The 20,980-nt window shown below is 67.8% G+C and carries 24 protein-coding genes; 11 read left to right on the plus strand and 13 right to left on the minus strand.

Features of this window, described 5'->3' with window-relative positions:
• Positions 1-28 precede the first annotated feature (28 nt).
• Positions 29-1,042 (minus strand): IS30 family transposase, encoded by a 1,014-nt coding sequence (locus AC3WQA_RS14415; RefSeq protein ID WP_492673427.1) that lies wholly within the window; start codon positions 1,040-1,042, stop codon positions 29-31.
• Between the two features lie 173 nt (positions 1,043-1,215).
• Between AC3WQA_RS14415 and AC3WQA_RS14420 the strand changes: the two genes are divergently transcribed.
• Positions 1,216-1,752, plus strand: coding sequence for a hypothetical protein (locus AC3WQA_RS14420; RefSeq protein ID WP_492675732.1), 537 nt, complete (start codon positions 1,216-1,218; stop codon positions 1,750-1,752).
• 48 nt (positions 1,753-1,800) lie between these two features.
• Here the strand turns inward: AC3WQA_RS14420 and AC3WQA_RS14425 are convergent, their stop codons facing one another.
• Entirely contained in the window at positions 1,801-2,763 is a 963-nt protein-coding gene (locus AC3WQA_RS14425) for an IS1595 family transposase (protein WP_492673425.1), read from the minus strand.
• Positions 2,764-2,992: 229 nt separating this feature from the next.
• Between AC3WQA_RS14425 and AC3WQA_RS14430 the strand changes: the two genes are divergently transcribed.
• Genes AC3WQA_RS14430 through AC3WQA_RS14455 form a run of 6 tightly spaced genes read left to right on the plus strand, consistent with a single transcriptional unit; the run spans position 2,993 to position 7,121 of the window.
• A complete protein-coding gene (locus AC3WQA_RS14430) occupies positions 2,993-3,211 on the plus strand; it encodes a helix-turn-helix transcriptional regulator (protein WP_492675733.1) in 219 nt (72 codons plus the stop codon).
• On the plus strand, positions 3,208-3,348 hold the full coding sequence (locus AC3WQA_RS14435) for a hypothetical protein (protein ID WP_492675734.1): 141 nt from the start codon (positions 3,208-3,210) through the stop codon (positions 3,346-3,348). The genes AC3WQA_RS14430 and AC3WQA_RS14435 overlap by 4 nt, the downstream gene beginning before the upstream one ends.
• A gap of 29 nt (positions 3,349-3,377) precedes the next feature.
• Entirely contained in the window at positions 3,378-3,755 is a 378-nt protein-coding gene (locus tag AC3WQA_RS14440) for a CHC2 zinc finger domain-containing protein (protein WP_492675735.1), read from the plus strand.
• Entirely contained in the window at positions 3,752-5,827 is a 2,076-nt protein-coding gene (locus tag AC3WQA_RS14445) for a YfjI family protein (protein ID WP_492675736.1), read from the plus strand. Before AC3WQA_RS14440 ends, AC3WQA_RS14445 begins: the two co-directional genes overlap by 4 nt.
• Positions 5,824-6,471 (plus strand): hypothetical protein, encoded by a 648-nt coding sequence (locus AC3WQA_RS14450; RefSeq protein ID WP_492675737.1) that lies wholly within the window; start codon positions 5,824-5,826, stop codon positions 6,469-6,471. Before AC3WQA_RS14445 ends, AC3WQA_RS14450 begins: the two co-directional genes overlap by 4 nt.
• A complete protein-coding gene (locus tag AC3WQA_RS14455; RefSeq protein WP_492675738.1) occupies positions 6,468-7,121 on the plus strand; it encodes a hypothetical protein in 654 nt (217 codons plus the stop codon). The genes AC3WQA_RS14450 and AC3WQA_RS14455 overlap by 4 nt, the downstream gene beginning before the upstream one ends.
• 524 nt (positions 7,122-7,645) lie before the next feature.
• On the opposite strand, the gene AC3WQA_RS14460 is transcribed toward AC3WQA_RS14455, so the two are convergent.
• The 5 genes from AC3WQA_RS14460 to AC3WQA_RS14480 form a co-directional block, all read right to left on the minus strand.
• Complete coding sequence (locus tag AC3WQA_RS14460; protein ID WP_492675739.1) at positions 7,646-8,641, minus strand: YncE family protein; 996 nt, start codon at positions 8,639-8,641, stop codon at positions 7,646-7,648.
• 67 nt (positions 8,642-8,708) lie between these two features.
• Positions 8,709-9,413 (minus strand): TVP38/TMEM64 family protein, encoded by a 705-nt coding sequence (locus AC3WQA_RS14465; protein ID WP_492675740.1) that lies wholly within the window; start codon positions 9,411-9,413, stop codon positions 8,709-8,711.
• On the minus strand, positions 9,410-9,970 hold the full coding sequence (locus AC3WQA_RS14470; protein WP_492675741.1) for a deaminase: 561 nt from the start codon (positions 9,968-9,970) through the stop codon (positions 9,410-9,412). The genes AC3WQA_RS14465 and AC3WQA_RS14470 overlap by 4 nt, the downstream gene beginning before the upstream one ends.
• Positions 9,971-9,979: 9 nt before the next feature.
• A complete protein-coding gene (locus tag AC3WQA_RS14475; protein ID WP_492675742.1) occupies positions 9,980-11,728 on the minus strand; it encodes a glutamine--tRNA ligase/YqeY domain fusion protein in 1,749 nt (582 codons plus the stop codon).
• A 39-nt stretch (positions 11,729-11,767) separates the two neighbouring features.
• Positions 11,768-12,820: a sensor domain-containing diguanylate cyclase gene (locus AC3WQA_RS14480; protein WP_492675743.1), complete on the minus strand. Its 1,053-nt coding sequence runs from the start codon at positions 12,818-12,820 to the stop codon at positions 11,768-11,770.
• A gap of 108 nt (positions 12,821-12,928) precedes the next feature.
• Between AC3WQA_RS14480 and AC3WQA_RS14485 the strand changes: the two genes are divergently transcribed.
• The 3 genes from AC3WQA_RS14485 to AC3WQA_RS14495 are packed head-to-tail and all read left to right on the plus strand — an operon-like array spanning position 12,929 to position 14,642.
• On the plus strand, positions 12,929-13,207 hold the full coding sequence (locus AC3WQA_RS14485; RefSeq protein WP_492675744.1) for a putative signal transducing protein: 279 nt from the start codon (positions 12,929-12,931) through the stop codon (positions 13,205-13,207).
• Positions 13,208-13,215: 8 nt separating this feature from the next.
• A complete protein-coding gene (locus AC3WQA_RS14490) occupies positions 13,216-14,124 on the plus strand; it encodes a DMT family transporter (RefSeq protein WP_492675745.1) in 909 nt (302 codons plus the stop codon).
• Entirely contained in the window at positions 14,124-14,642 is a 519-nt protein-coding gene (locus tag AC3WQA_RS14495) for an adenine phosphoribosyltransferase (RefSeq protein ID WP_492675746.1), read from the plus strand. Before AC3WQA_RS14490 ends, AC3WQA_RS14495 begins: the two co-directional genes overlap by 1 nt.
• Positions 14,643-14,656: 14 nt before the next feature.
• On the opposite strand, the gene AC3WQA_RS14500 is transcribed toward AC3WQA_RS14495, so the two are convergent.
• From AC3WQA_RS14500 to lplB, 3 genes are read right to left on the minus strand one after another with little or no spacing between them, the layout of a single operon-like run.
• A complete protein-coding gene (locus AC3WQA_RS14500; RefSeq protein WP_492675747.1) occupies positions 14,657-15,139 on the minus strand; it encodes a YajQ family cyclic di-GMP-binding protein in 483 nt (160 codons plus the stop codon).
• Positions 15,140-15,183: 44 nt separating this feature from the next.
• Positions 15,184-15,960: a lipoate--protein ligase family protein gene (locus AC3WQA_RS14505; RefSeq protein ID WP_492675748.1), complete on the minus strand. Its 777-nt coding sequence runs from the start codon at positions 15,958-15,960 to the stop codon at positions 15,184-15,186.
• Positions 15,957-16,247, minus strand: coding sequence for a lipoate-protein ligase small subunit (gene lplB, locus AC3WQA_RS14510; protein ID WP_492675749.1), 291 nt, complete (start codon positions 16,245-16,247; stop codon positions 15,957-15,959). Before lplB ends, AC3WQA_RS14505 begins: the two co-directional genes overlap by 4 nt.
• 126 nt (positions 16,248-16,373) lie before the next feature.
• Between lplB and recQ the strand changes: the two genes are divergently transcribed.
• A complete protein-coding gene (gene recQ, locus AC3WQA_RS14515; protein WP_492675750.1) occupies positions 16,374-18,188 on the plus strand; it encodes a DNA helicase RecQ in 1,815 nt (604 codons plus the stop codon).
• On the opposite strand, the gene AC3WQA_RS14520 is transcribed toward recQ, so the two are convergent.
• From AC3WQA_RS14520 to AC3WQA_RS14530, 3 genes are all read right to left on the minus strand, one after another.
• Positions 18,172-19,233 carry a diguanylate cyclase gene (locus AC3WQA_RS14520; protein ID WP_492675751.1) on the minus strand — a complete coding sequence of 354 codons (1,062 nt, stop codon included), beginning with the start codon at positions 19,231-19,233 and terminating at the stop codon, positions 18,172-18,174. The genes recQ and AC3WQA_RS14520 overlap by 17 nt on opposite strands.
• A 181-nt stretch (positions 19,234-19,414) precedes the next feature.
• Positions 19,415-20,647: a beta-ketoacyl-[acyl-carrier-protein] synthase family protein gene (locus AC3WQA_RS14525; protein ID WP_492675752.1), complete on the minus strand. Its 1,233-nt coding sequence runs from the start codon at positions 20,645-20,647 to the stop codon at positions 19,415-19,417.
• Positions 20,647-20,916, minus strand: a complete 270-nt coding sequence (locus AC3WQA_RS14530) for an acyl carrier protein (RefSeq protein WP_492675753.1) — start codon at positions 20,914-20,916, stop codon at positions 20,647-20,649. Before AC3WQA_RS14530 ends, AC3WQA_RS14525 begins: the two co-directional genes overlap by 1 nt.
• Positions 20,917-20,980: the final 64 nt, after the last annotated feature.

Below are 20,980 nucleotides of genomic sequence, written 5' to 3' on the forward strand. Positions count from 1 at the left end.
GCGGTTTCAAGGTCCACGTGCAACATGATCAATGAATTGTTCCGGCGCTTGCTTCGGCGAGCCTCAGGTGGTCGTTGTAGACCTCCAGCGGGGTACGGAATTGATGACGCTTTCGCGGTCGGGTGTTGAGGCTGAGGGCGATCTGGTTGAGCTCGTCCTGGCTGTAGACCGACAGGTCGGTGCCCTTGGGCAGGTACTGTCGAAGCAGGCCATTGGTGTTCTCGTTGCTGCCGCGCTGCCAGGGGCTGTGCGGGTCGGCGAAGTACACCTGCACGCCGGTACGCAAGGTCAGGGCGTCGTGGTAGCTCATCTCCTTACCCTGGTCGTATGTCAGCGTCTTGCGCAAGGCTTCAGGGATGCTCTTCAGCGCCTTGCCAAAACTCTCCAGTACGTCGGCTGCGCTGGCGCTGCTCATCTTGGCCAGCACCACGAAGCCGCTGGTGCGTTCGACCAGTGTCCCCACGGACGAACGGTTGCCGGCGCCCTTGATCAGGTCGCCCTCCCAGTGTCCGGGAATCAAGCGATCCGCCACTTCCGGTGGACGTACGTGGATGCTCTGCATGTTCGGTATCTGGCCGCGTCGATCCATCCCGCGCGTGCGTGGCTTGCGCGTGCTGCGGCCTTGGCGCAGGCAGTCGATCAACTCCTTGCGCAGTTCGCCGCGCGGCACCAGGTACACCGCGGTGTAGATCGTTTCGTGAGACACCCGATAGCTCGCCGCGTCAGGAAAGGCCCTCGCCAGTATCCCGGCGATCTGCTCCGGCGACCAGCGTGCCCGCAACAGCGCCTGCACGGTTTCCCACAGCGCAGGGTCGTCCAGTTTTCGCGTCACGCGCGGTTTGCTCCGGCATTCCCGACTACGCTGATGCGCCGCCTGCGCCTTGTAGTTCGCCGGGTCGACACGTGCCCGGCGGCGCTCGCGACTGATCGTGCTCGTCGCACGTCCCAGCGAGCGGCCAATGGCACGCAGGCTGTCACCCGCCTCCAAGCGGCGCTGAATCTCCACTCGCTCTTCCAGGGTCAGTTCGTTGTACGTTCTCATCGCAACAGCCTATGTCAGAATCGGCAAGGTGTTGCACGTGGAGTTTGAGACGGCCCTGCCTAAAGGGTGCTGACTCGTTGATAGCGTCAGAGGCGTGTCGAGTGGTTTGGAGTGCTATCGAACGACGGGTCGAGAAGCCCGGTCGACCAGTGGCGGCGAGGATATTTTCGTCTGTGCAGCTTGCGTTAGATTTTTCGGGCGCGGCGACCATGGGTAAGGCGGAACGAAAGCGGAAAGCTGACGCAATAATCGCTGCTACAAAGACGTTGCGGGAAGGGTTGGCTTCAACTCAAGTCCCTCTGCGACATCTGGATGATTTCGCCATGCGGATTTCAACTAGAGAAGCCATAGACGCAAGTGGATTCATTGGAACCATAGATCGTGGAGCCATTGGTGATGGAATTGATGAAGTAGATTTTCTGATTGGAGCTCGCGTAGCGGTGAGTAATGCGGTTTGCGGTCACATGGATGAAGTGCTTTCAGCGATCGAGAATGATGCGGCGGTTTGGGCGCTAGATGTCGTTGTTGAGCGTCCGAACAAGGTGAATTCTGCTAGGACATATTTCATTCGATCCATGACGGATGCATTCGTTCGTTTGTACGGTTCCCCTCTGAGAGAGGCGACTCTAGCCCTGACGTCCATTTTTTTCGATTGCGAGAACATGACGGCAGCGGACGTAGCCAAAATTGCCCCGGCAAGGGACGCTTGAATGGCGGCGAATTCAACTCCCTTTGCTCTACCTGATTAGCGACTTCGCTCAGCCATGAAAATTGTCGACAGCACGCAAATGCGGCTCTGGCCAAGGGTTGCAGAGGGTCATGGCTCGCGCCAGTCGCGGCAACATGTCCGCGAGACGAAAACGGCGGTTGAAGCGGTAGGCGGCTTCGGCCAAGTAGCGGCGGGCGTATTTGGCTTGGCGAAGTGCGTGGTAGCAGCCACTGATGGCGCGTTTGACGTTGCCCATCAGCACGTTGACCCAGCGCGCGCCCTTCACCTCGGTGCTGGCGCGGCCACCACCGGTCACCAGCACCGTGTGCGCGTGGTCGCCCTCGGCCAAGCGGCGGAAGCAACCCAGGCCGTCGCTAAACACCTCGGCGCCCGGCGCCAGTCGCCGCGTGCGCCAGTCGTTCATCGACGCATTGTCGAAGCTGCGCACCGGCTCGATGACGGCAAACGTCGGGTGCTCCAGCTCGGCGTCGGTCGAAACGGCCACCACAAAGGCCTGCTTGTTCTCCGAACCGCGCCCCGGCTTGCCGCCGTTGCGCTCGCCACCAAGGTACGCATCGTCGATCTGGACAAACCCGTCCAACTGGCGCGGCGCCTCGCGGTCGGTCATCGCCTGCATGACCTTGTGCTTGAGCTTCCACGCCGTGTCGTAGCTGACGCCGAGATGGCGCTTGAGCTCAAGCGCCGACATGTTGGTCTTGCTGCCTGTCAGCAGGTGCATGGCCAGGAACCACGTCGTCAACGGCAGGTGGCTGGCACCGAACAGCGTGCCGCTGGTCAGCGTTGTCTGGTGGCGGCAGGCGCGGCACTGGTAGTACACCCGCCCATCGCGACGGAAGCGCGAGCGCGGCCGCTTGTCGCAATGGGGGCACCGGAAACCGTGCGGCCAGCGGGCGCGATACAGCGCTCGATAGCACTTGGCCTCGGTACCGTAGCGTTGGATGAACTGCGCCATCGACAATCCCGCCTGGAACTGCACTTGGTTCATCGCCATGATCGTTCTCCCGCTTCGAACATGGCACCGAGGTTGCGCTCGCCGCGTCTCAAATCACGCGACGAACAGCTGAGCAAAGTCGCTAATCAGGTTGCTCTATTTTGTGTTGGCTTCGGCAGATAGACCGATGGAGCTAACTAGCTCGCGTTGTCCTAGTTAGAACGATATCCATACGAAGTGATACACGTCACGCTTTTCCCTGTCTTTCACCGCACAGGGAAACACCGCAATGCACTTACTCCCCGAAACCGGCTTTCTGCGCCTGCGCCAGATTGTCGGCAACCCCAAGGCAGAGCCTCCGGTTCCGGCTTTGTATCCTGTCTGCGCGAGTACGTGGTGGGCAGGCGTCCGCGCTGGCCGCTTCCCCAAGCCCGTGAAGCTGGGCGAGCGCATTACGGCATGGCGTGTTGAAGATATCCGCGCCCTAATCCAAGGCGGTGCGCAATGACCCGCCCGTCACTGCACCGCATGGCCGATGCCCTGGTTACGGCCATCATCTACTGCGCCGCGTGCGCGCTTGCCGTGCCGCTGCTGGCGCTGGATGGCGTGCAGCGCGTGCGCTGCTGGCTGGGGGTGAAGCCATGAACCGGCACCCCGGAAACGAAAAGCCCCGCGTGCGAGGCGGGGCCGGGATCGAGCGCAAGGGCAGTCGGGAATATCTCAACCGCGCGGGCGCATTGTACGGCGGCAGCCGCGCCAGCGCCTACCTGCCGACGGACTGGCGCCAGCGCCTGCCGAACCCCGCCAGCTACTACGCGCAGCACGTCGCCAAGCTGGGCAGCGCGAACCCGAAGGGCTGGGCGCAGGGGCTGTGCCCCTTCCATGAGGATCATTCCCCGTCCCTGGGCGTCCACGTTGCCGACGGTGGCGCCTACAGGTGCATGGCCTGCGGTGCGAAGGGCCGCGACGTGGTGGCGTTCCACATGGCACGCACCGGCTACGGCTTCAAGGAAGCGGTGCGCGACCTGATCGGCTTGGAGGCGCGCGCATGAACGCCGTCATCCAAGAATCACCGCAACAAGCTGCCCGCCGGCTTGCGCAAGCCGTGGTGCGCGGCGCGTTCACGCCGGAAGGTCTGCACGAATACCAGCACGCCGACGGTACGCCGGCATTCTGGCGCTGGCGCGTGCGCAAGGCCGACGGCAAGAAGGAAATGCGCGCCATGAGCTGGAACGGAACCGCCTTCGTGCCGGAAGAACCGAAAGCGCCAGCGGCGGGAAAGCTACTGTATCGCCTGCCCGAACTGCTGGCCGCCGATCCTGCGCAACCCGTGTGGATCGTCGAGGGCGAGAAAAAGGTGGAAGCGCTGCACAAGCTGGGCATGGCTGCCACCACGTCCGGTAGCTGCACCAGCGCCAGCGGTGCGGACTGGACGCCACTGCAAGGCCGGCATTGCGTGCTGTGGCCCGACCACGACGCACCCGGCGACAAGTACATGCGCGAAGTCGCGGCCAAGCTGCACGCCATCGGCTGCACCGTGGAGCGCATCGACGTCACCACCCTGAGCCTGCCCGAGAAAGGCGACGTGATGGACTGGCTGGCGCAGCATCCGAACGCCACGGCGGATGACGTGCTGGCGCTGCCTGCTATCAGGGCGGAACAGGCACCAGCGTCAGCGGCGGAAGCCTGCGCACCCGAACCGCTACGCCGTCCGCTGTCGCCGCCGCAGGAATACCCCATCGACGCCCTAGGCGCGGTGCTGGGCAATGCCGCTAGGCGCATTCACGCGGTTGTACAGGCGCCAGCCGGCCTATGCGGCCAATCGGTACTCGCTGCCGCATCGCTGGCGGTGCAAGCGCATGCGGACATGAGCTTGTCCGGCAGTGTCGAGCCTTTGAGCTTGTGGCACGTCACCATTGCCGAGAGTGGAGAGCGCAAAAGTGCCGCCGACAAGTGGGCACTCAAGGCACACGACGAACACGAAAAGGCGCGGCTTGCCGAGTGGAGGAACGCGAAGGCCGCGCACGACATCGACGTGTCCGCCTACAACGCCGCCGCGCGCAATGCCGAAAGGGGCAAGGACGTCGCCGTCATCCGCAGCGCACTGGACGCGCTGGGCGCCCCGCCAGAGGCGCCGCTGCTGCCGTACCTGCTGGTGAGCGAGCCGACGATGGAGGGCTTGCACAAGGCGTATCAGGCCGGGCAGCCGAGCATCGGGCTATTCAACGACGATGCGGGCGATTTTCTGGGCGGCCACGCGATGAACAAGGACAACCGCACGAAGTCCGCCGCGAGTTTCTCAAAGCTTTGGGATGCCGGCCGATTCGACCGCGTGCGGGCTGGCGACGGCGCGGGCAAATACTACGGGCGCCGGCTGGCGCTGCACTTGATGGTGCAGCCGATCATCGCGGAAGGCGTGCTAAGCGATGACGTTCTGACCGGGCAAGGCTTCCTTGCGCGCTGCCTGCTGGCGTGGCCGCAGTCTGCCATCGGCACCCGCGAATATCAGGATATCGACCTGTCCCGCGATGCCGACCTGCTGCACTACTGGCAGCGCATGCGCGACCTGCTGGCGGCGGCGCCGATCATGGCGCCGGGCACCCGCAACGAACTGCAACCGCGCGTGCTGGCGCTGGCACCAGACGCTATGGCGCTATGGATCAAGGTCAAGGACGCCATCGAGGCGGCGATGCTGGGCGCGTACGCCGGCATTCATGCCTGGGCGAGCAAGGGCGGTTCGCAGGTGGCGCGGATCGCGGGCGTATTGACGCTGGTGGACGATCCGAACGCGGGCATCATCCAGTGCGACGCCATCGAGCGTGCCGCCAAGTTGACCATGTACCACCTGGACGAAGCGGCGCGGATCGTGGGCACTGCCAGCGTGCCGGCGCCGGTACGGCATGCCGAACTGCTGCGCGACTGGTGCAGGGAAACTGGGCGCACCTTCCTGTATTCCAGCGACGCGCTGACCAAAGGCCCGAACGTCATACGCACAAAGGATGCTTTTGAGGCGGCTATGGAGCGGCTAGAGGCGGCAGGCTGGGCCGAGTGGATCAAAGGCGGCGCGGTACTGGACGGCAAGCGCCGGGCGAAGGTCTGGCGGATGCGGGAGGGCGAAGCATGAACGTACTGGCCGAATTGCAGAAACGCGCACGCACCGTTGCTAATCCCGCTAATTCCGCTAATCCGGCAAGGTTGAGGCTGGCCGATTCGCAGGATTCGCAGGATTCGCAAGGGGTGAAGGTTGAAACTGCACTTTGCCTCGCACCAGCCGGCGACCCTGCTGTGAGGGTGCTACGCGTCCGCCTGCTGGAACTGGCCGACCGCCTGGGCATCGACGGCGCCCACGTTCACCGCATCCCCAGTACCGACCTGGCCCTATGGGCTGCCATCCCCGACGGCTCGCTGCGCGCGTTCTTGCTGGCGCTGGATGACACCGCCACGCGGCAGGCCGGCAAAGCGCCGCTAGACGATACGGCGGCGATCTACTGCCAGCACTGCGGCCCGGTCTACGCGCACCCGAACATTGCCGCTGTGCTGCCCGTGGTGGACGGCTGGCCGCGTGCGCTGGGCTGCCCGTGGTGCGCGATCCGCAAGGCCGGTGGCTATATACCGCGTCCGCGCGTCACCTGCGAAACCTGCGCCAGCTATCGGCCCGACACGATCAATCCACCGGCAGGCGTGGGCGACTGCGCCAGCGGCCACGGCATGCACTACCCGATGCAGCGGCATGGCTGCGGCGACCACAACCCGAGGGCGACACCATGACCGCCAAGTCAAAGAAGGCCAAACCCGAGCCGCCGAAATCCAACACGTTGAAGGTTCAAAGCGAACCGGGCGAATCACGCGAGGCGATGAATGCGAGGCTGGCCGTTGAACCGTGCATGGCGGCTGCCTGTGTGTCTGCTGCCTTCGCGCGAACCTTCGGAGATATCGACCTGGCCGAACTGCACGGCGCCATTTTGGACAAGACGAAGCGCGTCCATGACGGCAACCTGCGCGAGGTGGAATCCACACTCACGGCGCAGGCCGTGGCGTTGAATAGCATCTTCACGGACATGGCGCGCAGGGCGGCGATGAACGCGGGCGAATACTTGGGCGCCGCCGAGACGTACTTGAAGCTGGCGCTACGGGCGCAAAGCCAGTGCCGCGCCACGTTGGAAACGCTGGCGGCGATCAAGAACCCGCCCGTGGTGTTCGCCAAGCAGGCCAACATCGCGCACGGACACCAGCAAGTGAACAACGGCACGCCGGTCGCGCCCGCGCGAGAAACCGAAAAGCCGCAGACCGAACTTTTGGAGCACGATCATGGCGAATGGCTGGACACCCGAGCGGCGAGCGCGGCAGGCCGAAGCAATCCGGCGCTGGCAGCCGTGGAAGCAATCCACCGGCCCACGCACAAAGGCGGGCAAGGCTAGCGCCAGCCGTAACGGATGGAAGGGCTGCACACGCCCGATGCTGCGCCAGCTTGCGAAAGAACTACGCGCGCAGCGGGAATGGCTGGACGAGGTGGAAGGCTGACCAACCGTCCGCGCATCGTGTTTGCGAAACAAACCCCATGGAAGGCGCCCATATCGCGCGCGGGGGCGCCCGGGCATCGGCTCGCGCCTGACTTGTGCTGTCGGCTGCTGCCGGACAGCCATCGGATGAAGCCAGACTCACGGGAGCGACGCCATCATTCCGTGGTGCGTGCTGCTGGCGCTGCGGGTGACTACTAATGCAGCGTGTAAGGGTAGCCTCACAAACGGCAGTCACCGCGACGCGCTGGGGGCATATTTGGGGGCATCTTCATTTTTCTGATTCGTGGAACCGTTGCAGCACAAGGCTTGCCGGCGATTGTTCGATAGACGGACGACTCCAGAGCGCCATCGTGGCGCTCTTTTCATTTGGAAGTGCCACCCGGATGACCGCCCTCGGCTGTGTCCGGGGAGCCACGGGAACCTCAAGGCGAGCCGACCACCAGCGCAGTGAAGTCCTTCACCGGCGCGCGGCGCGGCGCGGGCGCGGCGGCAACCAGCCAGATGTCGTGTGTTTCCCGATCCAGCGCCATGGTGCGGGCGCCGACCTGGGTGGGTACGTTGGCCAGCACGCGGTAGTGGTTGGCATCGTCCTCGTGCACGATGGTCAGCGTACCGTCGTGGTTGGAGCTGTAGATGAGCTTCGTGGCGGGGTCGAAACGCGCCGCGTCCGGCCCCTGGCCGATGGGCAACGTGGCGACCTGATGGCCGTTGTCGGCGTCGGTGACCACCATCAGCCGGTTGTCGCAGACCGCGAACAGGCGGCGTGCCTGCGGGTCGATGGCCAGGCCGCTGGGTGAGTCGCAGGGCGCGAGTTTCCACACGGCGTCGACCTGGTTCGTCGCGGTGTCGATGCGCGCCAATTCGCTCTTGTCCTCGATGTTGGCGTAGACGTGGCCGTGGCCGTCGGCCACCGCGAACTCCGGGCGGCCGGGCAGGGCGATGTCGGCGCCGGCCTGGCCGCTGGTTGGGTCGATCACGCTGGCACTGCCGCTCTTGCCGTTCATGGTCAGCACGTGGCCGCTGGCCGGGTCGAACACGATGGCGTCGGGGCCCTTGCCGGCGATCTTGAAGCTGCGCAGGTTTTTCAGCGTGTCGAGGTCGATCACGTGCACGCTGTCGGTCGCACCGTCGCTGACGTAGCCGTGTCGCCGCGCCTGATCCAGCGCGATGCCGTGGATGTGCCCCATGCCGCCGACCTCGCCGACCAGCTGGCCGCTACGGGTGTCCACCGCCATCACGCGATCGCTGCGGGCGATCAACAGGTGGTGCGTGGGTGGATCGATGGTGAGGTAGTCCCAGCCGCCGCTGCCGCCCAGTGGGTGGCGTTGCAGGACGGCGTACGCCTGGGCGGCGGCGCAGGCCGTGGCGACGGCGAGGCCGCCGATGGCGAGGAGGGACAGCGGGGCGAGGCGACGCATGGCGAAGGTCCGGTGGGGGCGATCCCGCCAGCATGCCTGACGCATGATTAGCGAACGCTGTGGCCGTTCACGCTTGCGGTGGTTTGCGTCGCCGCAAGCGCTGGAGCGCCAGCGGCAGCAGCGCCAGCACGGCCAGCGCGCCCATCGGCAGCAGCACCTGCGGGTGCAGGAACAGGTTGATGCCGACGTGCTGGTCGTGCGCCAGCACCTCGCCCAGCCCCGCGCCGATCGAGGTCTCGAAGACGAGCGAGGTGGTGCCGCCCAGCCAGGTGGCGCCGAGGAACAGCCACAACGGCGTGCGCAGCCAGGCCAGCGCAATGGTGACGCCGCCGAAGGGCATCACCGGCACGAAGCGCAGGAACAGCGTGTAGCTCACTGGGTGACGCTCGAAGCCCTGGTGCAGCCTGGCCACGACGGGTGGCGGTTCGCGCGTGCCGGCACTGAAGGCGCGGCGGCTGGCGAGGTAGAGGATCAGCGAACCCAGGGTGAGCGCGACGGAGGAGCACAGCGTGCCATCCACCACGCCGAAGGCGAAGCCGCCGGCGAGGATGATGACCAGCACGCCGGGCAGGCCGGTGCACGTGCCCAGCGTGAGCAGCGCGATGAAGCCGAGCCGGCTCAGCCAGGGATGCTGGGCGATGCTGTCATGCAGCTCGCGCTGGTGCGCCACCAGATGCTGCGGGTTCAGTCGATCCAGCGCGCCGGAGGCGAACAGCGCCAAGCCCGCCGCGAGCAGCAGCAGCAAGGGCAGGGCGGCGCGCAGGCGTTTCAATACGAGGCGCCACGTGCGCCGTAGGCGGCGAGCACGCGGCGCGCCTCCTCGCGCAGGACATCGCGGTGCACCGCGATGCCGCGACGTTCCAGTTCGCCTACCCAGTCGGCGGGCAGTGGGCCTTCGTCGAAGGCGGTGAGCTCCTCGACATCCTCTCCGCGCGCGCCAATCAGCAGTTCGTCGATGCCGGCCCAGATGGTGGCGCCATAGCACTGGCAGCAGGGCTGCGCGCTGGTGGCGAGCGTGTAGCGGCCGCCGGTCGCGTTCAGGCGGTAGCTGGCGAGGCGCTGCTGCGCGCTCATGTAGGCCAGCATTTCGGCATGCGCCACCGAGCAGGTCTGTGGCACCACGCGATTTACGCCCACCGACACCACGCGGCCATCGGCGTTGAAGATCGCCGCGCCGAACGGGCCGCCCGCGCCGTGTTCGATGTTGCGCGCGGCCAGCGCGACGGCCAGGCCGACGCGTTCCTCGGCCGTGGTGTAGCGACGCGTGTCGTCAACGAACTCGTCGACCCACGGCGGCAGGGTGAGGTGGATTTGCCGGGGCAGGAACATGGTCTGGCCTCAGGCTTTCGTCGCCCAGGTATCGCGCAGGGTGACCACGCGGTTGAACACCGGGGCGCCGGCGCGGTGATCCACGCGGTCGGCGACGAAGTAGCCGACGCGCTCGAACTGGTAGTGCTGCTCGGCATCGGCCTGCGCGGCCGCTGGCTCGACCCAGCCCTGCACCACGCGCTTGGCTTCGGGGTTGATGTGCGTCGTCCACGGCTGGCCGTCGTCCTCGGCATCGGGCGCGGCCACGGTGAACAGGCGGTCGTAGAGGCGCACCTCGGCGGCCACCGCGTGTGTGGCGCTGACCCAGTGGATGGTGCCTTTCACCTTGCGATCGGCGCCCGGCAGGCCGGCGCGTGATGCGGGATCAAGCGTGCCGCGCAGCTCGGTGATGTTGCCGGCGGCATCCTTCAGCACCGCTTCGCACTTCACGATGCCGACGCCGCGCAGGCGCACCTCGCCGTCGGGCACCAGGCGCTTCCAGCCCTTGGGCGGCACTTCGGCGAAATCCTCGCGCTCGATCCAGACGGCGCTCGAGAACGGAATCTCGCGGGTGCCGAAGCCCTCGTCCTTGGGGTGGTTGGCGAAGGCGATGGTTTCGGCGTGGCCTTCGGGCAGGTTGGTGATGACGAGCTTGAGCGGGTCGAGCACGGCCATGCGGCGCGGTGCGTGGGCATCCAGATCCTCGCGCACGCAGTTCTCGAAGACCGCGTAGTCGATCACGCTGTTCTGCTTGGAGATGCCCACGCGCTCGATCAGGAGGCGAATGCCGGCAGCGGTGAAGCCGCGCCGGCGCAGGCCGCGCAGCGTGTTCATGCGCGGGTCGTCCCAGCCGTCCACGAAGTTCTCGTTCACCAGCTGCGCCAGCTTGCGCTTGCTGGTGATGCAGTAGGAAAGATTCAGCCGCGAGAACTCGATCTGGCGCGGCTTGGCGGGCTTGGCTTCCAGCCCGGCGGCAACCACCGACTGCCATAGCTCTGGATGGTTCGGCAGGTCCACCTTGTCCACGCACCAGTCGTACAGCGGGCGGTGGTCCTCGAACTCCAGCGTGCACAGCGAATGGGTGATGCCTTCCATCGCGTCGGACAGCGCGTGCGCGAAGTCGTACATCGGGTAGATCGGCCAGGCGTCGCCGGTGTTCTGGTGGGTCACCTTGCGGATGCGGTACAGCGCCGGGTCGCGCAGGTTGATGTTGCCGGAGGCCATGTCGATCTTCGCGCGCAAGGTACGGCTGCCGTCGGCGAACTCGCCCGCGCGCATGCGGCGGAACAGGTCGAGGCTTTCCGCCACGCTGCGCTCGCGGTACGGCGAGTGGCGGCCCGGCTCGGTCAGCGTGCCGCGGTACTGGCGCATCTGCTCGGCGTCGAGATCGTCGACGTAGGCGAGGCCGTCTTCAATCAGCTTCAGCGCGGCGCGGTAGAACACCTCGAAGTAGTCCGAGGCGTGGCGCAGCTCGTGCCAGTCAAAGCCCAGCCAGCGCACGTCGTCCTTGATGCCTTGCACGAACTCCGGGTCTTCCTTGCCCGGGTTGGTGTCGTCCAGGCGCAGGTTGCACCAGCCGCCGAATTCGCGCGCGATGCCGAAGGAGAGGCAGATCGCCTTGGCGTGGCCGATGTGCAGGTAGCCGTTCGGCTCGGGCGGGAAGCGGGTGTGGATGGTGGCGTGCTTACCCGCGGCCAGATCCTCGCGCACGATCTGGCGGATGAAATCGCGCGGGCCGTCGTTGGCGGCGGACTCGGCGGGGCTGAGGTGACTCGACATCGTGCGGGGCTCGCGATCAGGCCAGGTGATCGGCACAGTTTACCGTGTTGGCAGCGGTGCTGGCGCGGCGCAGACCCGGTTGCGGCCTTGCTCCTTGGCGCGGTAGAGCGCAGCGTCGGCTTCCTTGAACCAGGCTTCCACGCTGTCGTGCCGCGACCCGATTTCGGCGATGCCCAGGCTGAGCGTGCACGGCGGCAGGGTGGCGTTCCGCCGACCCCGCTGCTCGATGCACTCGCGGATGCGCTCGGCCACGACCAGCGCGCCGGCGAGGTCGGTTTCGGGCAGCACGATGGCGAACTCGTCGCCGCCGAGGCGGCCGGGGGTGTCCACGTTGCGCAGCTTGTTGTGCAAGACGCCGGCCATGGCGCGCAGGAAGGCATCGCCGGCGGCATGGCCGAGGCGGTCGTTGATCTGTTTGAAGCCGTCGGCATCCAGCATCACCAGACTGGAGATCCGGTGGTGGCGGCGGAAGTGCTTCCACTCGCGCTCGGCGGTTTCCAGCAGGCAGGAGCGGTTGGCCAGCCCGGTGAGTGCATCGGTGCGGTTGAGTCGCGCCAGTTGCAGGTTCTGCTCGCGGATGCGGCGGCCCTGCTTGAAGGTCACCGTGCTCAGCCACACCGGGTAAATCGTCATCAGCGGCAGGCAGGCGAGGATGTCGTGCATATTGCTGTCCGGCTGCCAGGCGAAGCCATTTGCCCAGACGGTCAGGGCGCACGTCGCCGTGCCCGTCAGCATGGCGCGCAGCAGCAGTTGCCAGCCGCCGGCGCTGATGCGATCCATCGCCACGATGGCCACCAGCAGCACACTGGGCAACAGATTGAAGCGCATCAGGGCGATCCAGATGCCCAGCAAACCGGCGTCGGCCAGGAGGTTCCAGCGCTCGCGCTGGGCCGGCTTGGCGGCGTGCGAGGCATGCAGCCAAGCGAGCTGCGGCCAGAGCAGGGCGCTGGCCATCAGCAGCGCCCATTGCCATGCCGGCGCCGCCAGGCGGTGCAGCACGACCGCCACCGGCAGCATCGCCAGCAACAGGCCCAGCGTGCGCATGCGATACGTCAGTGTGATGAACTGCAGGCCCTTGGCGTGCGATCCCATCGGCGCTCCCGGTACGGCGACCGCCCCGACGATAGTGCAGGAAGCAGGGGCTGCGCCAATCGTCGCCGGTGCCTTGTCGACGTGGCGTGGGCGATGTAGCTTGCGTCCATGCACACCGTCTACCACGCCGACAATTTGTTTGACGCGCATCTGGTCAAGGATGCGCTGGAGCATGCGGAGATTCCGGCCTTCATCGCCGGCGAGCATCTCATCGGCGGCGTGGGCCAGCTGCCGGCGCTGGATTATCTCGCGGTGATGGTGCCCGAGGCCGGCGTGGCCGCCGCCGAAGGCGTGGTGCGTGAGGTGTCGGCGCAACTGGCCGAGGCGCGCGCGGCGCTGCTGGCGCAGGGCGACGACTTCGGCGCGCCGCTGGCCGTGCCCGGCTGAGTCGATCCGTGCCGGTCGCGCGCAACGCTGCGCCGCATCCGGCGGGCCGCGATGTCTGGCGCATGGCGCTGGGCGCGATGCTGCTTTCCACCACCGGCATCTTCGTCGCGCTGGCGCAGGTGCCGCCCACGGTGTCGGCGTTCTACCGCATGCTGTTTGGCGGCGCGATGCTCCTGGCCTGGGTGGCGTTCTCCGGACGCTGGCGGCGGATCGCTGTGGCGGACCTGGTGTTGGCCACGCTGCCCGCACTGGGCTTCGCCGGCGATCTGCTGCAATGGCACCGGAGCATCCTCGTGGTGGGGCCGGGCGTGGCTACCTTGCTCACCAATTTCCAGGTGTTCCTGCTGGCGCTGGTGGGGCTGCTGGCCTATCGCGAGCGGCTGGGGCGTTGGTTCGTGCCCGGTGCCGGGCTGGCGCTGGCCGGACTGTGGCTGCTGGTGGGGGCGCACTGGTCGCTGTTCGGCGCGGCCTATCGGCGCGGCGTGTGGCTGGGACTGGGCAGCGGCCTGGCCTATGCGGTGTATCTCCTGAGCTTTCGGTACGCCTTGTCGGGGCGCACGCGCTTGTCGAGCGCGCAGTTCCTCGGCGTGATGAGCCTGCTCAGCGCGGCGCTGCTGGGCGCCTGGGGCTGGGCGGCGGGCAATGCCTTTGCGCTCGCCACGTTGCGCGATTGGAGCGCGCTCCTGGCGCTGGGTTTCTTCGGCCAGGTGCTGGCCTGGCTCTGGATGGTGGGCGCCATGCCGCGCCTGCCGGCGTCGCTGGTGGGCCTGTTGTTGCTGCTGCAGCCCGCGTTGGCCTTCGTGCTCGATGTGCTGATCTTCCGTCGCGCCACCAGCATGGGCGATTGGCTGGGCCTGGCGCTGGCCCTCGTGGGTATCCTGCTGGGTATGCGGCGCCCCGTCGCAAGGAGTTCGTGATGCATGAGTTTGCCCGTCTGATCCGCGCCGTGCCGGATTTCCCACAGGACGGCGTGGTGTTCCGCGACATCACCCCGCTGCTGGCCGATGCGCGCGGTTTCGCCGAAGCCGTCGCCGCGCTGGCCGCGCCGTGGCGCGAGGCCGGCGTGACGGCGGTGTGCGGCATCGAGGCACGCGGTTTCATCTTCGGTGCCGCACTGGCGCAGGCACTGCATGCCGGCTTCGTGCCGCTGCGCAAACCCGGCAAGCTGCCGCCGCCCGTGCTCAGCGTGGATTACCAGCTCGAATACGGCAACGACCGCCTGCAGGTGCGTCGCGACGCGCTCGCGCCCGACACGCGCACGCTGCTGGTGGACGACGTGCTGGCCACTGGCGGCACGCTGGTCGCGGCGCGGCAACTGATCGAAGCCTCCGGTGCCTGCCTGCTGGGCGCCGCGGTGCTGATCGAGCTGGACGCCCTGCAGGGTCGCGCGCGCTGGGCGGGTGCGCTGCCGCTGCGCGCCTTGCTGCATTACTGAGCCGCGGGCGAACCTCAGTCGCGCAGGTTGTCGAACTGCAGCGGGATCGCCACCTCGGCCTTGCGCAGCACGGCCATCGCGTCCTGCAGATCGTCGCGCTTCTTGCCGGTGACGCGCAGTTTGTCGCCATTGATCTGCGCCTCGACTTTCAGCTTGGCGCCCTTGAGCGCGGCCACCAGTTGCTTGGCCACGGTCTGCTCGATGCCTTGCTTCACGGTGATCTTCTGGCGGGCGCCGGCGAGGTTGGTTTCCACCGCGCCCACGTCCAGCGCGCGGGCGTCGATCTTGCGGGCGATCAGGCGGGCACGCAGGATGTCCAGCATCTGCTGCAACTGGAATTCGCTGGGCGCGCTCTGCGTGATCTCGCTTTTTTCCAGCATGTATTTGGCGGCCACGCCCTTGAAGTCGAAGCGGGTGGCCAGCTCGCGGTTGGCCTGATCCAATGCGTTGGTCAATTCGTGCGTGTCGACTTCGGAAACCACATCGAAGGAGGGCATGGGCGTGCTCGCTGGGGAAAGGACGTCAGTTTACGTGCTGCGGGTCAGGGCACGTCGGCGAGCCAGCCGGACGTGCCGAACTTGGTCTGCACCAGCGCCTGTGCGTGGGCCAGTTCGGTGTCGCGCAGGTGGTCGTCGGCGAGGCCGTGGCGACGGCGGAAGCTCGCCAGCATGCGCGCCACCACCTCCGCGCGCGGCAGGCCGGTCTGGCTGCGCAGCGGGTCGACGCGCTTGGCGGCGCTGGTGGTGCCCTTGTCGGAGAGCTTTTCGCGGCCGATGCGCAGCACGTCGAGCATCTTCGCCGCGTCGATGTCGTAGGCCATGGTGACGTGGTGCAGCAGCGCGCCGCCGCGCCGGGTCTGCGCGGCGCCGGCGATCTTGCCGCCGGCGGAGGTGATGTCGTTGAGTGGCTGGTACCAGGCCTCGATGCCCAGCTCGCCGAGCGCCGCCAGCACCCAGGCATCCATCAGCGCGTAGGACTCCTGGAAGCTGAGGCCTTCCACCATCGACAGTGGCGCGTAGATCGAATAGGTGATGGTGTTGCCCGGTTCGATGAACATGGCGCCGCCGCCGGAGACGCGCCGCACCACCTCGATGCCGTGGTGCCTGGCGGCGTCGCCGTCCACCTCGTTGCGCAGCGACTGGAAGCGGCCGATCACCACGGCGGCGGAGGCCCATTCCCACAGGCGCAGCGTGGGTGGCCGGCGGCCGGCGGCGACTTCATCGAGCAGGGCTTCGTCCAGCGCCATGTGCAGCAGCGGCGCCTGCGGCGCGGTGTGGATCAGTTGCCAGGCGTGATCGTTCCAGTGGCTGCGGCTCATGCGCTGGCGCCTTCGTCCAGGGCGCGGCGCAGCGCTGCCACCACGGCATCGCTGTCGATGCCGTACATCAAGGTGCCCACGGGCAGGGCGGCGTCGATGGCGGCGGCGAGCGCGGCGTCGCCGGTGCTGGCCGGCTGGCCTTCCAGCGCGGCGTCGATGGCGGGCAGCGCGCTGTCCGGCTCCAGGAAGAAATCGCCGCTCAGCTGCACGTCGGCGAGCCGGCCCGAGCGCAGCGCGAGGTCGATCACCACCAGCTTGCCGCCGGGCATCTTGTATTCGCCATGCATGGTGCATCACCGCGGGCGCCCAGGGCGGGCGATGGCCACGAGTCTAGCGTGGCGGCGCCGCGGCGCAGCTGATCCGTGGCAAGGCGGCGCCAGCGGTGCCCGGAGGCGGCTGGTAACATGGCACGGATGCCTGCCTCCGCCCTCGACATACTCCGCAGCGTTTTCGGCTACCCCGGTTTTCGCGGCCAGCAGCAGGCCATCGTGGAACACGTAGCCGAGGGCGGCGATGCGCTGGTGCTGATGCCCACCGGCGGCGGCAAGTCGCTGTGCTACCAGATCCCCGCGCTCATGCGGCAAGGCACTGCCATCGTGGTGTCGCCGCTGATCGCGCTGATGCAGGATCAGGTGGAGTCGCTGCGCGCGACGGGCGTGGCGGCGGCCTATCTCAATTCCAGCCTCGATGCGGGTGCGCAGCGCGAGGTGGAGCGGCAGTTGATGGCCGGCGCGCTCGACCTGCTCTACGTGGCGCCGGAGCGCCTGCTCACCGGGCGTTTCCTGCAACTGCTCGGCCAGCGCGAGGTGGCGCTGTTCGCCATCGACGAGGCGCACTGCGTGTCGCAGTGGGGGCACGATTTCCGCCCTGAGTATCGCGAGCTGAGCGTGCTGCACGAGCGCTTTCCCACCGTGCCGCGCGTCGCGCTCACCGCCACCGCCGATGCGCGCACGCGCGCGGAGATCGTGGAGCGGTTGGCGCTGGCGCAGGCGCGCCAGTTCGTTGCCAGTTTCGATCGCCCCAACATCGGCTACCGGGTGATGCAGAAGCACAACCCGCGCAGCCAGCTCCGGCAGTTCCTGGACGGCCACCGCGGCGAGGCCGGCATCGTCTACGCGATGAGCCGCAAGAAGGTGGACGACACCGCGACCTGGCTGCTGGAGGCCGGCATCGAGGCGCTGCCCTACCACGCAGGGCTGGACGCGGCCACGCGCGCGGCCAACCAGCAGCGCTTCCTGCGCGAGGACGGCGTGGTGATGGTGGCCACGGTGGCCTTCGGCATGGGCATCGACAAGCCCGATGTACGCTTCGTGGCGCACCTGGATCTGCCGCGCTCGATCGAGGGCTACTACCAGGAAACCGGCCGTGCCGGCCGCGACGGCCTGCCCGCCGAGGCGTGGATGATCTACGGCCTGTCCGACGTGGTGACGATGAGCCAGATGATCGCCCAGTCCGAATCCGGCGACGAACGCAAGCGTGTGGAGCGGCAGAAGCTGGAGTCGCTGCTGGCTTATGCCGAGGCCACGCGCTGTCGCCGCGAGCTGCTGCTGGGCGCGTTCGGCGAGGATTTCCACGGCCCCTGCGGCCACTGCGACAATTGCGTGGCGCCGCCGGTGACCTGGGATGCCACCGTGCCCGCGCAGAAGGCGCTGTCGGCGGTGTACCGCAGCGGTCAGCGCTTCGGCGCGGGCCACGTGATCGACGTGTTGCGCGGCATCGACAACGAGCGCGTGCGCCAGCAGGGCCACGACAAGCTCAGCACCTTCGGCATCGGCGCGGAGATGGACGAGAAGGGCTGGCGCTCGGTATTCCGCCAGCTGCTCGCCGCTGGCCTGCTCGCCACCGATGCGGAGGGCTACGGCACGCTCCGGCTCACCGCGTCCAGCCGCGCCGTGCTCACGGGCGGCGAGCGCCTGCGCCTGCGCGAGGACGCCAGGCCCGAGCGCAGCGTGCGCCGCCGCCGCGACAGCCAGGTGGTGACCGGCGCCAACCTCGGCATCGAGGCCTATGAGCAGCCCTTGTGGGATGCGCTGCGGCGCCTGCGCGCGCAGTTGGCCAGGCAGCAGGGCGTGCCGCCCTACGTGGTGTTCCACGACGCCACCTTGCTCGCCATGTTGCGCGCGATGCCGGCGGACGAAACCGAGCTGGCCCAGGTCAGCGGCGTGGGCGAAGCCAAGCTCAAGCGCTACGGGCGTGATTTCCTCGCTGTCATCAACGCGGCGGAATAAGCGCCGCGCCGCCGGTGATGCTTTGGTTGCGGCCGGCCTGCTTGGCCTGGTACAGCGCGCGGTCGGCGTTTTCGCTCCAGTTGGGCAGCGTGGCCGCGCCGCCGGTCGCCTCGCTCAGGCCCAGGCTGATCGTGCAGCGCAGTTCGGGCCGATCCGGCCAACGTGCCGCGGCCATGGCTTCGCGCAGGCGTTCGGCGATGCCGCTGGCGGCGTCCGGCGCGCAAGGCAGCAGCACGGCAAACTCGTCGCCGCCCAGGCGGCCGGCCAGCGCGCCCTCGCCGGCATGCACGCGGATCAGCGCGGCCAGCGTGCCCAGCGCCTCGTCGCCGGCGGCGTGGCCATGCTGGTCGTTGATGGCCTTGAGCTTGTCCATGTCGATCATCAGCAAGGTGGATGATTCGCCGCGTGCGCTCCGCCCGGCCAGCCGGCGCAGACCTTCCTCATGCCAGTAACGCCGGTTGGCCAGGCCGGTGAGCGGATCTTTCCGGCTCAGCTCCAGCAACTGCCGGTTGTGCCGCTGCACCTTGCGCACCAGCTGGTAGGTGCTGATGCTCACCGCCAGCGTATGTACCGCCAGCAATGGCAGGCAGGCGAGGATGGTGGCGGTGTCGGTGGGCAGTTGCACCACGAAGCCGGTGGCCAGCCCACCCGCCAGCACGCCCAGCACCATCGCGGGCAGGGCGCGTAGCCACAATCCGCGCACGCCGGTGTTGAGTTTGTCCGCGGTGACCACGGTGAGCAGCAGCGCCGAGGGCAGCAGGTTGAAGTGCATGAGCGGCACCCACAGCCCGGCGATCAGCGAGTCACCCATGAGGTTGCGCAACTCGGCGCGGAACGGGTTGCCGCTGCGCCGTGCCAGCAGCCAGGCCAGCTGCGGCCAGGCGACGGCGGTGAACGCCAGCAGGGCGGCTGTCCACGGCGTCCAGCCGAGGCGCCCCAGCACCAGCGCGATCGGCAAGGCCGATACGCCCATGCCCAGCATGCGGAAACGGTATATCCGGCGCGGCAGTTGCGCCTGTGCGCTGCTTCCCTGTGGTGGCGACACGGCGTCCCCCGACGACAGTCAGTCCGAAACGTAGCGGATGTTGCCGCCCACGTTACCCCAGGAGCCTGGGCAGCAGAAGCCGAGCTGGCGGGGCAAAGCCGCAGCCGCTTGCGTTTCTACCGCCCACGCTCCCAGGCGGGGCTGCCATGCAGCGTGCCCGCCGCCAGCAGCCCCGGTGTTTTCAGGGCGCCCGCTTCAGCGCCAGCACGGCGTTGAGCCCGCCGAAGGCGAAGGAGTTGCTGAGCACCGCCCGCACCGGCATCTCGCGCGCGGTGTTCGGCACGTAGTCGAGGTCGCAGGCCGGGTCGGGTTTGTCCAGATTCGCGGTGGGTGGCACCACGCCGTCGCGCAGTGCGCCGATCGCGGCCACCAGTTCCAGCGCGCCGGAGGCGCCCAGCGCATGGCCGTGCATGGATTTGGTGGAGGACACCGCCAGCTTGTCGGCATGCGCGCCGAAGGCGAGGCGGATGGCGCGCGTCTCGGTGGCGTCGTTGGCCTGGGTGCCGGTGCCGTGGGCGTTGATGTAGTCCACGTCCTCGGGGTTGAGTCCGGCCTCGGCCAGCGCCTGGCGCATCGCGGCGGCGGCGCCGTCGGCGCTGGGCATCACGATGTCGCTGGCGTCGGCGCTCATGCCGGTGCCGGCCAGTTCGGCGAGGATGGTGGCGCCGCGCGCGCGGGCGTGTTCCAGCGACTCCAGCACGAAGATGGCGGAGCCTTCGCCCAGCACCAGCCCGCGGCGGTTGGCGCTGAACGGCCGGCAGGTGTCGTCGGCAAGCACGCGCATGGCTTCCCAGGCGCGCAGCGCGCCGTAGGAGAGGCAGGCCTCGGTGCCGCCGGCGACGGCGGCGTCGGCCATGCCGAAGCGGATCATCTGCGCGGCCTGGATGATGGCGTGGTTGGCCGAGGCGCAGGCGCTGGCCACCGCATAGGTGGGGCCGCGCAGGCCGTGGGCGATGCTGATCTGGCTGGCCGAGGCGTTGGTCATCAGCCGCACGATGGTGAGCGGATGCGTGCGGCTGGATTTCTCCGCGTACAGGCGGCGACTCTGTTCGTCCTGGGTGAGCTCGCCGCCGACGCCGGTGCCGACCACCACCGCGGTGCGCGCGCCCAGCCCGGCAGCGGCGAAGTCGATGCCCGCTTGCGCGATGGCCTCGCGCGCGGCGTGCAGCGCGAATTCCGAGGTGCGGTCGAGCAGGGGCAGGGTGCGCTCGTCGATGCCGCTGGCGGGGTCGAAGCTCTCCGGCACCTGTGCGGCGATCTTCACGCGCAGCGCGTCGGCATCCTTGTGGCGCAGCGGGCCGATGGCGCAGCGGCCTTCGCGCAGGCCTTGCCACAGGGCGCCGGCGCCAACGCCGTGCGGGCTGATCGCGCCCATGCCGGTGACGACGACGCGGCGGGTTTCGATGGCGGGCATTACGCGTGGCCCGCGCCGGCGGCCTTTTCGTCCAGCGCCTGCTGCACGGCGTCGACCAGGCTTTGCGCGGTGTCGCTGTCGAAGTTGGCGCCCTGCTGCTCGGGGAAGTGGATGTCGAACTGCTCTTCGATGTCGAAGATCAGCTCGATGGCTTCCAGCGAGGCGATGCCCAGGTCCTTCAGGGTGGATTCGGGCTTGACCACGGCCACGTCCACCTTGGCCTGCTTGGCGATGATCTCGAACACTTGCTGCTGGGTCGTACCGGGCATGGCGGGGTCCTTGGTGGCGGGCAACAATGGAAGGCCTGCGCAAGGTGCATGGCGCAGGCTGGCC

The sequence above is a fragment of the Rhodanobacter sp. FW106-PBR-R2A-2-24 genome (assembly GCF_058789615.1).

Bases quoted from the DNA above. Each gene is read 5' to 3' on its own strand.
- AC3WQA_RS14480 (WP_492675743.1), bottom strand. From the start codon at position 12,820: ATGGGATCGCACGCCAAGGGCCTGCAGTTCATCACACTGACGTATCGC.
- AC3WQA_RS14500 (WP_492675747.1), bottom strand. From the start codon at position 15,139: ATGCCCTCCTTCGATGTGGTTTCCGAAGTCGACACGCACGAATTGACC.
- AC3WQA_RS14530 (WP_492675753.1), bottom strand. From the start codon at position 20,916: ATGCCCGGTACGACCCAGCAGCAAGTGTTCGAGATCATCGCCAAGCAG.
- AC3WQA_RS14425 (WP_492673425.1), bottom strand. From the start codon at position 2,763: ATGGCGATGAACCAAGTGCAGTTCCAGGCGGGATTGTCGATGGCGCAG.
- AC3WQA_RS14475 (WP_492675742.1), bottom strand. From the start codon at position 11,728: ATGTCGAGTCACCTCAGCCCCGCCGAGTCCGCCGCCAACGACGGCCCG.
- AC3WQA_RS14495 (WP_492675746.1), top strand. From the start codon at position 14,124: ATGCATGAGTTTGCCCGTCTGATCCGCGCCGTGCCGGATTTCCCACAG.
- lplB (WP_492675749.1), bottom strand. From the start codon at position 16,247: ATGCATGGCGAATACAAGATGCCCGGCGGCAAGCTGGTGGTGATCGAC.
- AC3WQA_RS14450 (WP_492675737.1), top strand. From the start codon at position 5,824: ATGAACGTACTGGCCGAATTGCAGAAACGCGCACGCACCGTTGCTAAT.
- recQ (WP_492675750.1), top strand. From the start codon at position 16,374: ATGCCTGCCTCCGCCCTCGACATACTCCGCAGCGTTTTCGGCTACCCC.
- AC3WQA_RS14455 (WP_492675738.1), top strand. From the start codon at position 6,468: ATGACCGCCAAGTCAAAGAAGGCCAAACCCGAGCCGCCGAAATCCAAC.
- AC3WQA_RS14525 (WP_492675752.1), bottom strand. From the start codon at position 20,647: ATGCCCGCCATCGAAACCCGCCGCGTCGTCGTCACCGGCATGGGCGCG.
- AC3WQA_RS14445 (WP_492675736.1), top strand. From the start codon at position 3,752: ATGAACGCCGTCATCCAAGAATCACCGCAACAAGCTGCCCGCCGGCTT.
- AC3WQA_RS14415 (WP_492673427.1), bottom strand. From the start codon at position 1,042: ATGAGAACGTACAACGAACTGACCCTGGAAGAGCGAGTGGAGATTCAG.
- AC3WQA_RS14430 (WP_492675733.1), top strand. From the start codon at position 2,993: ATGCACTTACTCCCCGAAACCGGCTTTCTGCGCCTGCGCCAGATTGTC.
- AC3WQA_RS14485 (WP_492675744.1), top strand. From the start codon at position 12,929: ATGCACACCGTCTACCACGCCGACAATTTGTTTGACGCGCATCTGGTC.
- AC3WQA_RS14470 (WP_492675741.1), bottom strand. From the start codon at position 9,970: ATGTTCCTGCCCCGGCAAATCCACCTCACCCTGCCGCCGTGGGTCGAC.
- AC3WQA_RS14435 (WP_492675734.1), top strand. From the start codon at position 3,208: ATGACCCGCCCGTCACTGCACCGCATGGCCGATGCCCTGGTTACGGCC.
- AC3WQA_RS14460 (WP_492675739.1), bottom strand. From the start codon at position 8,641: ATGCGTCGCCTCGCCCCGCTGTCCCTCCTCGCCATCGGCGGCCTCGCC.
- AC3WQA_RS14505 (WP_492675748.1), bottom strand. From the start codon at position 15,960: ATGAGCCGCAGCCACTGGAACGATCACGCCTGGCAACTGATCCACACC.